This window comes from Natronomonas sp. (assembly GCF_028274965.1).
Taxonomy (GTDB): domain Archaea; phylum Halobacteriota; class Halobacteria; order Halobacteriales; family Haloarculaceae; genus Natronomonas.
The window spans coordinates 1-13,509 of record NZ_JAQCNO010000051.1 but is presented as its reverse complement, the minus strand read 5'-3'; the positions used below and the strand labels follow the sequence as shown (position 1 = coordinate 13,509).

The 13,509-nt window shown below is 69.9% G+C and carries 15 protein-coding genes; 10 read left to right on the top strand and 5 right to left on the bottom strand.

The features are described 5' to 3' along the window. Nucleotides 1–215: 215 nt before the first annotated feature. The 3 genes from Q0916_RS07650 to Q0916_RS07640 all read right to left on the bottom strand — a co-directional run bounded on the left by Q0916_RS07650 (nt 216) and on the right by Q0916_RS07640 (nt 2,657). Complete coding sequence (locus tag Q0916_RS07650; RefSeq protein ID WP_299236303.1) at nt 216–710, bottom strand: hypothetical protein; 495 nt, start codon at nt 708–710, stop codon at nt 216–218. A gap of 66 nt (nt 711–776) precedes the next feature. Further along, nucleotides 777–1,589, bottom strand: a complete 813-nt coding sequence (locus Q0916_RS07645) for a nucleoside phosphorylase (RefSeq protein ID WP_299236302.1) — start codon at nt 1,587–1,589, stop codon at nt 777–779. A 204-nt stretch (nt 1,590–1,793) separates the two neighbouring features. Further along, the gene (locus Q0916_RS07640) at nt 1,794–2,657 is read right to left on the bottom strand and encodes an SDR family oxidoreductase (RefSeq protein ID WP_299236301.1); all 864 of its coding nucleotides are present in this window, start codon (nt 2,655–2,657) and stop codon (nt 1,794–1,796) included. 181 nt (nt 2,658–2,838) lie between these two features. Here Q0916_RS07640 and Q0916_RS07635 point away from each other — a divergent pair, with 181 nt between their 5' ends. The 5 genes from Q0916_RS07635 to Q0916_RS07615 all read left to right on the top strand — a co-directional run bounded on the left by Q0916_RS07635 (nt 2,839) and on the right by Q0916_RS07615 (nt 7,139). Continuing rightward, the gene (locus Q0916_RS07635; protein WP_299236300.1) at nt 2,839–3,063 is read left to right on the top strand and encodes a CDGSH iron-sulfur domain-containing protein; all 225 of its coding nucleotides are present in this window, start codon (nt 2,839–2,841) and stop codon (nt 3,061–3,063) included. A 130-nt stretch (nt 3,064–3,193) separates the two neighbouring features. Continuing rightward, nucleotides 3,194–4,360, top strand: coding sequence for a thiolase C-terminal domain-containing protein (locus Q0916_RS07630; RefSeq protein ID WP_299236298.1), 1,167 nt, complete (start codon nt 3,194–3,196; stop codon nt 4,358–4,360). A 37-nt stretch (nt 4,361–4,397) separates the two neighbouring features. Next, entirely contained in the window at nt 4,398–4,868 is a 471-nt protein-coding gene (locus Q0916_RS07625) for a Zn-ribbon domain-containing OB-fold protein (protein WP_299236296.1), read from the top strand. A 145-nt stretch (nt 4,869–5,013) separates the two neighbouring features. Next, nucleotides 5,014–6,171 (top strand): acyl-CoA dehydrogenase family protein, encoded by a 1,158-nt coding sequence (locus tag Q0916_RS07620; RefSeq protein WP_299236294.1) that lies wholly within the window; start codon nt 5,014–5,016, stop codon nt 6,169–6,171. Nucleotides 6,172–6,356: 185 nt separating this feature from the next. Then, nucleotides 6,357–7,139, top strand: coding sequence for a ZIP family metal transporter (locus Q0916_RS07615; RefSeq protein ID WP_299236292.1), 783 nt, complete (start codon nt 6,357–6,359; stop codon nt 7,137–7,139). 24 nt (nt 7,140–7,163) lie between these two features. On the opposite strand, the gene Q0916_RS07610 is transcribed toward Q0916_RS07615, so the two are convergent. Together Q0916_RS07610 and Q0916_RS07605 are read right to left on the bottom strand one after the other, a co-directional pair. Beyond that, nucleotides 7,164–7,856, bottom strand: coding sequence for a universal stress protein (locus tag Q0916_RS07610; protein WP_299236290.1), 693 nt, complete (start codon nt 7,854–7,856; stop codon nt 7,164–7,166). A gap of 1 nt (nt 7,857) precedes the next feature. Continuing rightward, complete coding sequence (locus tag Q0916_RS07605; RefSeq protein ID WP_299236288.1) at nt 7,858–9,282, bottom strand: APC family permease; 1,425 nt, start codon at nt 9,280–9,282, stop codon at nt 7,858–7,860. Nucleotides 9,283–9,449: 167 nt separating this feature from the next. Here Q0916_RS07605 and Q0916_RS07600 point away from each other — a divergent pair, with 167 nt between their 5' ends. The 5 genes from Q0916_RS07600 to Q0916_RS07580 form a co-directional block, all read left to right on the top strand. Further along, a complete protein-coding gene (locus Q0916_RS07600) occupies nt 9,450–9,668 on the top strand; it encodes a hypothetical protein (protein ID WP_299236286.1) in 219 nt (72 codons plus the stop codon). Between the two features lie 120 nt (nt 9,669–9,788). Further along, complete coding sequence (locus Q0916_RS07595; RefSeq protein WP_299236284.1) at nt 9,789–10,946, top strand: ABC transporter substrate-binding protein; 1,158 nt, start codon at nt 9,789–9,791, stop codon at nt 10,944–10,946. Then, complete coding sequence (locus tag Q0916_RS07590) at nt 10,943–12,076, top strand: ABC transporter ATP-binding protein (RefSeq protein WP_299236282.1); 1,134 nt, start codon at nt 10,943–10,945, stop codon at nt 12,074–12,076. Before Q0916_RS07595 ends, Q0916_RS07590 begins: the two co-directional genes overlap by 4 nt. Then, nucleotides 12,063–12,905, top strand: coding sequence for an ABC transporter permease (locus tag Q0916_RS07585; protein ID WP_299236280.1), 843 nt, complete (start codon nt 12,063–12,065; stop codon nt 12,903–12,905). Before Q0916_RS07590 ends, Q0916_RS07585 begins: the two co-directional genes overlap by 14 nt. After that, nucleotides 12,899–13,509: ABC transporter permease (locus Q0916_RS07580; protein WP_299236278.1), on the top strand; the 611-nt coding region annotated here is incomplete at its 3' end. The genes Q0916_RS07585 and Q0916_RS07580, both read left to right, overlap by 7 nt.

The following is a 13,509-nucleotide window of genomic DNA, read 5'->3' as shown; positions in this document are numbered from 1 at the left end:
AGGTGGACGACACGATCGTCGACGACGACTTCGCGTACCTCCTGTGGCACGGCGACACGCCGGACAACGACTACGAGTTCTGCACGGACACGTTCTACATCCCCGACGGCACGATCGAGTTCCAGACGTACGCGGGGAAGATCGAACCGAAGGACTGACAGACACCGTCCCGGAGCCCCTAGCCTGGCGTTCCGCAGTGTTCGTCGCCGTCCCGTTCAGCCGCCCCAGACCTTCCACTTCGCGCCGCTGTCTCTCGTCGTCGGGTAGTATATCTCACCGTCGCCCTCGAAGTCCACGTAGACGGAGGCGTGCTCGTCGGGGTCGACGCCCGTGTCCCGTTTCCACTCATCGATGAGCGCCTCCGGGGAGACGCTTTCGGCGTCGTACACGTCCCGGAGGCCCTCTCCGAGCGGCCGTTCGTCTATCTCGGCGATGCGCGGGACGGCGCGCTGTTCCTCGATCGGGTAGCCGACCGACTCCGGGTGCATCCGCTCGTTCGCCCGCTTGAGGTCGTTCTCGTCGATCGCGGTCAGCCACTGTTCGACCGCCGTCTCAGGACCGGAGGGTGTCTCGGAGTCCCCTCCCGACGCCGGATCGGACCCGGAGTCCGAGGGCCGTCGCTCTGCGGAGGGCTCCTCGTCGGCGCACCCGGCCACGCCGGTCGCCACGCACGCGCCGACGGCCGAGAGGAACGCGCGCCGGTCGTCCATACCCTACGAACGCGTACTGTTAACAAGTAGTTTGTGTCGGCGGTCGGCGCGACAACGGCGCGGAACTCACCCCATCGATCGCCAGCCGGCGGCGGCTATGTCGACGATCTCTAGGGCGTCCCGGCTGCCGTTGGCGCGTCCCTTCTCGAAGTCCTCTTCGGCCCGTCCCATGCGGTTCGTCACGTGTGCGAAACACGCGACGGGGTGATCCCGGACGGCGGCGAAGGTGTACAGCGCGGCCGCCTCCATCTCGACGGCGAGGACGCCCTCCGAGCGCGCCCGCTGTATCGCCGTTTCGGTCTCCCGGAACGGGGCGTCGGTCGTCCACGTCGCCCCGGTGTAGACCGGCCGGGACGCCGAGGAGCATTCGGGTTCGATCCGGTTCCGGAGGTCGGTATCGAGCGCCGCGTCGGCTCCGGGGTCGCGGTAGTGGCGACTCGTCCCCTCGTCGCGGAGCGCCCGCTCGATGAGGACGAAATACGGCGGGTCGTCGCGCTGTCGGACCTGGCCGGCGGAGGTGACGCTGACGAGGAACTCACACCCGGCGGCGAAGAGCTGCTCGGCGACCAGCACCGCAAACGGGGCGCCGACCGCGCGGCCGACGATGCCGAACGTCTCCCCGCCGCGTTCGAACCGGTAGAGGTCGGTGTGGTACCCCGGCCACGCCGGATCGACGGTCGCCCGGTCGGTCTCGACGAGATGTCGCACGATGTCGCCGTCGGGGTCGAGGACGCAGACGTCCGGGACCGACGTCTCAGACAGCCCCTTCTGTCGGCGCGCTTCCGCCAGCAGCGACTCCGGGGTGAACACCGACGGCTCGTCGTACGCCTTCGCACCGAGCGGCCGTGTGTCCGAGTCGGACCCCGACCCGTCGCTCATCGTTCGCGTGAGAGCGTCCGATACTGCGACACCGGATCGGCGAGCAGCGGGGCGTCCGCGCGATCCCGATCCTGACACCGACACCGACCGAACGCCCGCGGTTTCCGAGGTCGTTCCATACGGGGTGTACAGATCACCCCGACATAAGTGATACGCGGCGAGCGCGTCCGGCTCGGAATCGATCGCGCTCGCACCCGTCGCGGTTCACTCGTAGGTGTGCGTGTACCCGCCGTCGAAGAGGAGGTCCGCGCCGTTGAGGTGCTTTGCGTGCCCGGAAAAGCCGAACGTGAAGAGGTTCGCCACGTCCGCGGGCGCCATCATCTCCTTCGTCCGGGCCTGCCCGAGCATGACGTCCTCGATCACCTCGTCCTCGGAGATCCCCCGCTCTGCGGCCGTGTCCTCGATCTGGTTGACCATCAGCGGCGTGAGCACGTAGCCGACGCTGACCGAGAACCCCCGGAGGGTGCCGTTGCCCTCTGCGGCGATCGCCCTCGTCAGCCCGGTCAGGCCGTGCTTGGCGGTGATGTAGGCCGGCTTGTCCTTCGTCGCGTAGTGACCGTGGATCGACGACATGTTCCCGATCGCGCCGACGCCGTCGTCGGTCGCCTCGATGTGGGGGATCGCCGCCTGGGCCATCTTGAACGGCGACCGCAGCATGACGTCGGTCAGCAGGTCGTACTTCTCCATGGGGAACTCCGCGATGGAGGCGATGTGTTGCATCCCCGCGATGTTGGCGACGTAGCGCAGTTGCCCCTCCTCGGCGGCCGCCGCGACGACGGCCTCCACGTCGTCGTCGCTCGTCAGGTCGGTCTCGACGCCGTGGTACGCCCCGTCCGCGCCGAGCCGTTCGACGATGTCGTCGGTCTCGGCGAGCCCCTCGGCGTCGATGTCGGCCCCGACGACGGTCAGGCCGTTGACAGCTAACGCGGCGGCGGTCGCCTGGCCGATCCCCGAGGCCGCGCCGGTCACGATCGCGACGGTGTCGGTCCCGAAGCGGGGGTCGTCGATCCGCAGGAGGTCGTCTTCGGTCAACTCCGGTGCGCTCAGGCTCGTTTCGGGGTCTGACATCGTACTCACCGGTACAACAGCCCCCGAGCATATAACCCCAACTCATGTCTCCGCCGTCGCCGCCGGCTTCCGCCCACGGTTTGACCGCCGACCGTTCGAACCTCGGTGAGCGACCTGACGCCGTTTTAGGTGACACGAATGTCACCGAACCGTTATTGGTATCCGTACCCACAATGGCGATGTGACACGCAAAATTACGCACGACAAGGAGGGACCGTACGTCATCGACGAGGACGAACTGGCCGATCAGGGCGGGACCGTCGCCGTCTGTCAGTGCGGCCTCTCGGCGAACAAACCCCACTGCGACGGCTCCCACCAGGCGGCCGCCGACGAGGACGAGGACGTCGTCTACGAGTACGAGGGCGACGACGACGAGGGCGAGCGCACCGTCGTGTCCGACAACTGAGGACTGAGGCCGCTACTCCCCTGGCTGTCCGCCTTCGACCGTGCCGCGGTTCGAGAGACAGCCGTCCGGCGTTTTCTCTGGGCGGAGCGCCCCGCAAAGACTAATACCGGTACTCGACCAATACCACAGGATGTCCACGGCGCATCTCATCGCGGTCGGGTCCTCGCCGCTCGGCGAGACGGACCTTCCCGGCCGCGACCTGTTCTCGAAGGCACTGGCCGAGGCGTTCGCGGGGCTGCCCGACCCGGCCGACGTCGTCGATGGGCTCTACGTCGGGGCCCAGTCCGAACGGTACGAAAACCAGATCATGCAGGGGACGCTCATGGCCGAGTGGGCCGGCCTGCGAAACGTTCCCGCCGAGCGCGTCGAGGCCTGTGCGGCCGCCGGCGCGCTCGCGCTTAAGAACGCGGTCAGGGACGTCCGGGCGGGCGTCCACGACGCGGTGTTGGCCTGCGGCGTCGAGAAGATGACCGCCGGCGGCACCGAGGGGGCCACGAACGCCCTGGGCGCCGCCTTCGAGCGGGCCTTAGAGCAGCGCTCCGGGATCACCGCGCCCGCCACCTACGCCCTGCTCGCGCGGCGGTACCTCCACGAGACCGACGCGACCGAGGAGGATTTGGCCCGCATCGCCGTCAAGAACCACCGGAACGCGGCCGACAACCCGCGGGCGATGTTCCAGCAGGCGGTCGACCTCGGGACGGTCATGGAGGCGCCCGACGTGGCGCCGCCGCTGAAGCTGTACGACTGTGCGCCGGTCACCGACGGCGCCGCGGCCGTCGTCGTCGCCAACAACGAGGTGGCCGAGGATCTCTCGGAGTGCACCGACGCGGTCCGGGTGGCTGGCGTCGGCTCGGCGGCCAACAACCTCGCCGTCGCCGAGCGGGACCTCACGTACGTCGAGGGGGCCGACGTCGCCGCCACGGCCGCCTACGAGGACGCCGGCATCGGCGCCTCTGACGTCGACGTCGCGGAGGTCCACGACGCCTTCACCGTCTGCGAGGCGCTGTTGGCCGAGGCCGCCGGGTTCGCCCCTGAGGGCCGCGGGACCGAAACCGTCACAGACCCCGCGGACCGATCGGCCGGCTGGACCGACGTTCGGATCAACACGAGCGGCGGGCTGAAAGCCCGCGGTCACCCCATCGGGGCGACCGGGCTGTTGCAGGCGATCGAAGCCCACGAACAGCTCACCGGTCGGGCCGGCGCCCGGCAGGTGGCCGACGCCGACACCGCACTGTTGATCAACGAGGGCGGCGTGGCCGACGCCCACACCGCGGCCCACGTCCTGACGACGCGATGACCGACGAGCAAAACCCAGACCCGAACCCACTTCACCGATGACAGACCCAGACCCCACGACGACGGGACCGCTCGCACCGGACGACATCACCGCCGACTCTCCGTTCACGCTCCCCGGCTTCTTCGGTGCGCTGTCCGAGGGCCGACTGGTCGCCGCCCGGTGTACGGAGTGCGACGAACACATGTTGCCGCCCCGCACCGCCTGTTATAGCTGCGGCGGCCGGGCGGTTTCGCTCTCGGAGCAGCCGAAGACCGGCGAGGTGGTCTCGTACACGTCGGTCAACCGACCCCCCTCGGCGTTCGAGCACCTGGCGCCGGTCACCGTCGCTGTGGTCGAACTCGACTCCTCGGCCCGCCTCACGGGCCGCGTCGACGCCGCCCTCGCGGACGTCGCCATCGGCGACCGCGTCGAACTCCGTGTCAGAGACCCAGAGGCGGCCGGCATCGACCCCGCCTTCGACCTCTCCTACGAGGCCGAGTGGCCGGTCCACGTCTTCGAGTTGGCGTAGGCGAACCGCGCGGTCCCCGGAGGGATCGGGAGACGGCACGATCCCCGCCTCCGCCCTCGTCGTCCCGTCTCGTTCCGTTTTCTCTCGGTTTCGCCCTCGGCCGCGTGTCGTGATGTTAAGTGTCCGGGCGTCGCGTCGGTCGTGTATGCCGTTTCACCTGACCGAGGACCAACGCGAACTCCGCGAAGAGGTCCGGGCGTTTGCGAACGCCGAGATCGAACCGCGGGCCAACGACCTCGACGCCGAGGGCACGTACCCAACGGAGGCTCTCGCCGAACTCGGCGAGCGGCGGCTGACCGGGCTGACGATCCCGGAGGCGTACGGCGGGCGCGGCGCGGGGCTCGTCGAACTCGCCGTGGCGATCGAGGAGCTCTCGGCGTCCCTGATGGCCGCCGCCAGCGCCGTCGGACTGCACCTCGGCGTCGCCGAGGCCATCGAGCGCTTCGGGAGCGACGAACAGCGCGAGCGGTTCCTCCCCGAGATGGCGGCCTTCGAGACCGTCGGCGCGCTCGGGTTGAGCGAGGCCGACGCCGGCAGCGACAAGCTGAACATGGAGACCACGGCCGAGCGACGCGGCGACGGGTGGGTCCTGAACGGCCACAAACAGTGGGTGACGAACTTCTTCGAGGCCGACGTCGTCCTGACGTACGCAAAGACCGGGCCGGAGGAGAGATCGCCGCACAACGTCAGCGCGTTTCTCGTCCCGACCGCGGCGTTCGACGTCGAGACCGTCTGGGAGACCCTCGGGGCCAACAGCGTCAGATCGCCCCGCGTCTCGCTTTCGGACGCCCGCGTTCCCGCCGATCGTCTCCTCGGCCCCGAGGGCGAAGGGTACGTCCAGCGCGGCGAGTTGCGGACCGGCCTGAACGTCCCCGCCCGGGGCGTCGGGATCGCGCGCGCCGCCCTGGAGGACGCGGTCGCCTACACGAGCGCCCGAGAGCAGTACGACCAGTCGATCGGCGAGTTCCAGGGCGTCGGCTGGACCGTCGGCGAGATGGCCGAACGCGCCGACAGCGCGCGGCTGTTGACGCTTCGGGCCGCCGAGCGCGCCGACCGGGGCGGCGACGTCACCCGCGAGTTCAGCATGGCGAAGATCGCGGCGACGCAGGCCGCGGTCGACAACGCGAACGACGCGGTGCAGCTCCACGGCGGCATGGGGTACACGACCGAACACGACGTCGAGCGGTACCTGCGGGACGCGAAGCTGCTCACGATCGCCGGGGGACCGAACGAGGGGCACAAGGACACGCTCGCCGAGGCCGTCTTCGAGCGACGCGGCGCGCCGACCGCCGAGGACGAGTAATCCTCGAGGAGACCCCAATCCGACGAGGGCGAGGCGGGGGCCGGCTCCGCCCTGTCCCGGTTCGCTTCGCTTCGCCCCCTTCGCCCCTCGTCCCGCCGCGACGCCGGGTTTCGATGCGGTCGGTCGGCTCCGGAGCCGGCGGCTTCGGTGTACCTTTTTGTTTGCATCCCCCGAGGGGTCCGAGCATGGCCCAGTTCGGGACGATGCTCGCGGTGACGACGATCGCGGGGGTGATCACGGGACTCGGCGCGGTGCCGGTGTTGCTCGGCGCGCGCGTCAGCCACCGCGTGTACGACGCCGCGCTCGGGCTGGCCGGCGGCATCATGATCGCGGCGTCGGTGTTCGGGCTGATCATCCCGGGGACCGAACAGGGCTCGCTCGTCGAGGTGATGCTCGGCGTCTTCGCCGGCGGCTTCGGGCTCTTGGCCGGAAACCGGATCATCCCGCACGTCCACGGCGAGTACCGGCGGTGGCGGGGCCACGGCGGAGCCGAGGGCGGAACCCCGACCGTGGACGACCGCCTCCGGCGGGCGCTGCTCATCGGCGGGGCGATCACGCTGCACAACGCCCCCGAGGGTCTGGCGATGGGGATCGCCTTCGCCTCGGGGCTCGAGGACGTCGCGTTCGTGCTCGCGGTCGTGATCGGCCTCCAGAACGTGCCGGACGGCTTCGCCTTTGCGGTGCCCGTGAGCCAATCGGGCGTCTCGGCCCCGAGGGTGCTCGCGTACACGACGCTTTCGGGCGCCGTTCCGCAGGTGCTTGCGTCGGTGTTCGGGTTCGGGCTCGTCGCGGTCGCACAGGGTCTCTTCCCGGTCGCCGCCGGGTTCGCCGCCGGCGCGATGCTCGCCGTCGTCCTCCGGGAGATGGTGCCGTCGAGCCACGGCCACGGGTACGCCGACGCCGCGACCGCAGCCTTTCTCGTCGGGTTCGTCCTGCTCGTCGTCGTCGACGCCGCCATCGCCGTCTGATTCGGCGCCTTCGGGGCGCTGCCCTCACTCCGAAGAGGACTCGCCGCCCCGAACGACCAACACCGGGCCGACCGAGGCGGAGGCGAGCCGCTCGGACTCGCTCCCGAAGACGAGCGAGCGCAGCGACGGCGCGTTCTCGCCCACGACGACGGCGTCGTGGCCCGGGAGGACGTCCATCAGCGCCTCGAAGGCGGGATCGTCCGGGACGAACTCGGTCCGGACGTCGATCCCGTCGCCCCGGAGCCGTTCGGCGGCGTCCTCGAGGCGGCGCTGGCCCGACTCGTCGCCGGCGAGAAACAGGGTCACGCCGATTTCCCGGCCGCCGATGAGGGCCGCGACGAACGAGAGGACGCGCTCGGTCGCAACGCCGTCGGACAGCGACACGAGCAGTCGATCGACGTCTCCGGTCATCCCCGAGATCGCGAAGGCGTCGGCGTCGGTCTCCTCGGCGATCCGGGCGATCGTCTGTTCGCGGTCCCGCGTGAACACGAGCCGGTGCTCGGCCGCGCCGCCGGCTGTCTCGAACTCCTCGCGGAGGTCCTCCAGGGCGTCCGTCGCGCGCTCCTCGTACTGGAGGCGGGCCTGATCGGGCGGCGTCTGTTCGGGCAGTTCGTGGTAGCCGAGCACGGTGACGTCGACGGTTCCGAGCAGGCTCATCAGGCCGGGCGAGACGGTCCCGCCGTCGAGCACCGCGACGGGAACGAGTACGCGTGCCATGTTACAGTGCCCCTCTGAGCGTGATGTCGCGGGCGTAATAGAAGTACCACCCCGCGGTGGCGACGATGACGGCCGCACCCACCGCGATCGACGTCGGCTGCATGAACGCGATCAGGCCGAAACTCGCAAGCGCCCCGAACACCGGGACCACCGGGCCGCCGGGCACGACGAAGTCGGGATCGTACCACTCGGGGCGGTCCCGCCGGATCGCCAACAGCGCAACGCACATCAGCCCGTACATGATCAGGTGGAGAAACGACGCCACCTCGGCGAGCAACTGGACCTGTCTGGTGGCCGCGAGCACGACGATCGGGCCGCCGGCCATCCCGAGGGCGACGTGCGGCGTCCCGTACCGCAGGTTGATCCGGCTGGCCCACCCGGGCAAGAGCGCGTCCCTCGAGACGCCGTAGATGGCCCGGGACGTGCTCAGTATCGACGCGTTCGCCGACGACATCGTCGCGAGCAGGCCGCCGACGACTATCACCAACGCCCCCGGCGGCCCGAGCAGCTGCCGGCCGACCTCGACCATCGCCGTTTCGCCCGCCTCCAAGAGACGGTTCTGCGTGAAGACGTCCGTGGCGACGAAGATCGTCAACACGTACAGCACCGTGACGATGAGCACCGAGCCGATCATCGCGAGCGGGAGGTTCCGTCCGGGCGATTTCATCTCGCCGGCGACGGTGGCGACCTGTGCGAACCCCAGATACGAGGTGAACACCAACGCGGCGACGGACATGATCGGAACGACCTCCCAGACGTTCGCGGCCTCCCCCGGCGGCGTGCCGGCGTCGACGACCCCGAACGCCTCGAGGAGCCCGAACCCGAGGAAGGCTACGAGCATCGACAACAGCAGGGCGACGATCCCGTTTTGGAGCTTCGCCGCGTTCTCCGTCCCCGTGAGGTTCAACAGGGTGAAGCCGATCCCCGCGAGGACGGCGATCGCGGAGACGAGCGCGCCCGGACTCGCCGCGACCGTGACGCCGACCTCGGCGAGGGCGTCCAGCGCGTAAAAGCCCAGGCCGACGAGGTAAAACGCCGTCGCGAAGACGAGCCCGAACCAAAGCGAGAGCCCGATGACGGTGCCGGGCAGCGTTCCGAGCCCCCGCGAGACGAAGTAGTAGCCGCCGCCGCTTTTCGGCATCGCCGTCGCCAGCTCCGAGGTCGGCAGCGCAACGAGCAGCGCAACGACGCCGCCGATCGTAAACGAGACCGTCGCGGCGGTCCCCACCCGCCCGCCGGCGAGCCCCGGGAAAACGAAGATGCCCGCGCCGATCATCGTCCCGATGCCGATCGCGAGCCCGCCGGCGAGCCCGAGCGTCCGTTCGAGTTCGGCGTCCGCCGTGAGCGTCGCCTCGTCGGTCTCGACGACGGGTTCGGCGTCCGGGGCCTCGCCGCCCGCGTTCGTCCCGCCCGGCCTGTCGCTCATACGGACGGGCGTTGTGTGGGCGTCGGTATATACCCGCGCCATCGTACACCCGCGTCATCGGGAGCGCCTTTCGGGCCCTGGGTCGTCCGCCGTTCGGTCGCTTCGTGCGCGGCCGAGGCGGGGCGCTTTGCAAGTCGTTATACCCCTCGGTCGCCTCGGGGCGGACGATGGGAGACAGCAAAACGCTGAGTGCGGTCAAGGCGGCCGGCGCCTTTCTCGTTATCGGGCTGTCGCTGTGCGCTGTCGGCTGGCTGCTGCGCTCGATCGCGGGGCCGCTGGCCTTCTTTCTGTGGCTGTTCGGCGTTCCGATCGCCGTCCTGTCGATCCCGTTCGGCCTGGTCGCGTGGTTCGGCACCTGGCGGACGAACAGCCGATCCGAGGGGTGACGCCGAGGGGTCCCCGCGGCGTTCCCTCGGCGGCCTCCGGACGGGCGGACAACGCCTCCGGCGATCCGGGCTCGTTGTCGCTTTCCGTCGATTTATATGGGTCACACACCAGAGAACGGTATGCGCGAACGCGAGTCACGTCGTGCGTTTTTGGGCGCCGTCGGGGCCACGCTCGGGGTGGGAGCCGCCGGCTGTCTCGGCGGCGATGCCGACGGGAACGGGAACGGGAACGGAAACAGCTCGGGAGACGGCTCGGGCGAGGGCTCCGGAAACGGCGGCGCGACGGCCGGAAGCGGTGGCGGCGGTTCGGGGACCCTCCGGATCATCGATTGGGGGTTCGTCTACAACGACGGCGTCATCGAGGAGTTCGAGAACAGACACGACGCGACCGTCGAGCGACAGGCCGCCCAGGGCTCCGCCGAGACACTCTCGCAGTTGCGGGCCGGGCGGGCGGACTACGACATCGCGCCGCTCGGCAACTACGCGGTGAAGCCGGCGATGGACGAGGGCCTGATCCAGCCGCTGGACCTCGATCGGATCCCCTCCTACGACGACGTCTTCGATTTCCTGAAAAAGGACTACTTCGAGACCGACGGCCAGGTGTACGGCGTTCCGCGGAGCTTCGGACAGACGCCGCTTGCGGTCAACACCGACCTCGTCGACCGCGACGTCACGGCGCTCGGAGACCTCTGGGACGACGACCTCGCGGGGCTGGCCGGCGGGCGCGACGACGCGCGGCTGCAGGTGCTGTACCGAAACGCCGCCGTCGGGGCGGAACTGAACCCCACCTCCACGGACGCCGTCGACACCGACGCGCTCCGCGCGGACCTGACCGACCGTCTAGAGAACACGAACGGCCTGTGGGGCAACGGCGGCGAGTCCGAACAGCTGCTCCGCACCGAACAGGTCGGCGTCCAGCCGGTCTGGAACTACGTCATCCAGGCGATGGAGGACGACGGGCTGCCGATCGAGCGGGTGTTCCCCGAGGAGGGGACGAAGGCGTGGTTCATCCAACACACCATCCGCGCCGACGCTGAGAACCCGGATCTCGCGCACACGTTCATCGAGGAGTGGCAAAGCGAGATGGGCTACCGCTCGCTGATGGAGCCGAACAACATCGCCGTGCCGAACGAGCGCGTCTTCGAGGAACAGGACATCGATCGCTCGCGGCTCGGTCTCGACGACCCCGACCAGTTCATCTACGAGGAACCGAAGCCGCCGGAACTGATCCAGACGTACAGCCGCGTCTGGAGCGAGGCGAAGACCCAAAGCGGATGAGCACCCCGGCGGCCGCGGCGCTCGAGGCGGTCGATCTTTCGAAGGCCTACGGCGGCGTCCGGGCCGTCGACGGCGTGAGCCTCGAGATCGGCGCCTCGGAGTTTCTCGGTCTGGTCGGCCCCTCGGGGTGCGGCAAGACCACGACGCTGCGGATGCTCGCCGGGCTCGAGCGGCCCGACGAGGGCCGGGTCCTGATCGGCGGCGAGGACGCGACCGACACCCCGGCCCGCTCGCGGGACACGAACATCGTGTTTCAGGACCTCGTTTTGTTCCCGCACATGACCGTCGCCGAGAACGTCGCCTACGGGCTGGCTCGGGACGGCGTCGACGGGGCGGCACGGCGGACCCGCGTCGAGGACGCACTCGAGTTGGTGTCGCTGCCCGGGTTCGGCGACCGGGACCCCTCGGCGCTGTCGGGCGGGCAACAACAGCGCGTCGCCTTAGCGCGGGCGCTCGTCAACGATCCGGCCGTCCTCCTGCTCGACGAGCCGCTCTCCTCGCTCGATCGGGCCCTCCGCGAGGAGATGCGGACGGAGCTCAAACGCATCCAGCGGGAGTCCGAGACGGCGTTTCTGTACGTGACCCACGACCAGGAAAGCGCCATGAGCATGTCCGACCGGATCGGCGTAATGTGTGAGGGCCGGATCGTCGACGTCGGGCCGCCGGATCGGCTCTACACGCGCCCCCGGACGCGGTTCGTCGCGGAGTTTCTCGGCGACGCGGCGACCTTCCGGGGCGAGGTGCGCTCGCTCGAGGGCAACCGGGCGACGGTCGAAACGGCGATCGGACCGATCGACGCGGCCGCGGAAGCAACGGAGCTCTCCGTCGGCCAGCGGGTGACGGTCGTGGTCCGCCCGGAGGCGGTGTCGCTCGGCTCCGGGCCGTTCTCGGGGACGGTGCGGGAAACCGCGTACAAGGGGTTCTACCGGCAGGTGACGATCGACACGGACGGCGAGCGGCTGTCCGCTCGGACCGGCGCCGAAAGCGAGAACGACGGCGGGGTCGGAGAGGGCGAGCAAGCGCGGCCGACGGCCGACGGTGGCCCGGGCGCCGCCGCGGCGCTGACGCCCGGCGAGTCAGTCCGGTATCGGATCGATCGCGCCGTCGTACTGGACGATGTCGACGAGTAACCGCCCCCGGCGCGTCCGGGAGGCCCTGATCGCCGCCGGGCCGGCGTCGCTCGCGGTGCTTTTGGGCGTCGTGCCGATCGCCGTTTTGCTCGTCGAGAGCGTCGGGCCGGGGCTGTCGCTGGAGAACTACGCCAGGGCGAGCGAGCCGCTGTACCGCGACACGCTCGCGTACTCACTCGCCATGGGCGCGGCGGTGACCGCCGTCTGTCTCGCCGTCGCGTACCCGGTGACGTACTGGCTCGCTCACCGCTGTCCGGCCCGCTATCGCCTGCCGACGCTCGTCGCGTTGACGCTGCCGCTTTGGCTGAACTACGTCGTGTTGAACTACGCGTGGGTGTGGATCCTGGCCCGCGGCGGCCTCCTCAACCGCGTCCTCGCGTGGGTCGGCGTCGTCTCCGAGCCGCTCGATCTCCTTTTTACGGACGTGTCGGTGTTCGTCGGCTTCGTTTATATCTATCTCCCGTACGTCGTACTGACGCTGTACGTCTCGATGGAGCGGCTGGACGCCCGACTCATGGAGGCGGCCCGCGACCTCGGGGCGACGAGCGGCCGCGTCGTCCTCGACGTGATCCTCCCCCGGACGGCACCGGGGGCTGCGGCCGGCGCGATCGTCGTGTACGCCCGGATCGCCGGGGCCTTCACGACACCGGAGATACTCGGCGGCCCCGGCGAGGTGATGATCGCAACGCTCGTCGTCGAGGCGTTCCGGGAGTTCTTCGATTTCGGGTTCGGAGCCGCCCTCTCGGTCGTCTTTCTCTGTGTCGTCGTCGCCGGGTTCGCCGTCGGGCTCCGCCTGCCGCGGGTGCGGGGTGAGCTGAAACGATGGTGAGACGGCTCGGGCGGGCGGCGTTCCGCGGCGTCGGGCGGTTCCCAGGCGCGGTCGTCCTCGCGACGCTGTGTTTCTTTTATGTGCCGATCCTCGCGGTTGCGTACCTCTCGCTGTCGCCGACCGCACAGCCCACGCTTCCGATCGAGGCCTTCTCGCTGCGGTGGTACGGCGAGGTGTTCGCCGACCGGCGGTTCGTTCGGAGCATGCTCACGAGTCTCGCCCTCGGCGCCTTCGCCGCCGTCTTCGGGACCGCACTCGGGCTGGCCGGCGCGTACACCGTCGTCAGGAGCCGGCTCCCGGGGCCGATCCGGGGCGCGATCGGCGCCGCGATCGCGCTTCCGCTTTTCGTCCCGACCGTCGTCGTCGCCCTCGGCATCGGGATCACGGCAGATCGGGCCGGGATCGGGTTCGGGATCGTCCCGGTCGCGCTCGGACACCTCTTTTGGGTGCTCCCGTTCAGCACCTTCCTCATCGCCGCGCGCTACGCCGAGTTGGACGGGGCGCTCCCCGAGGCAGCCCGCGATCTCGGCGCCGACGGGAGGACGGTCTTCCGGACGATCACCGTCCCGCTGTTGTTCCCGGCGCTCGTCGCGAGCGCGCTGTT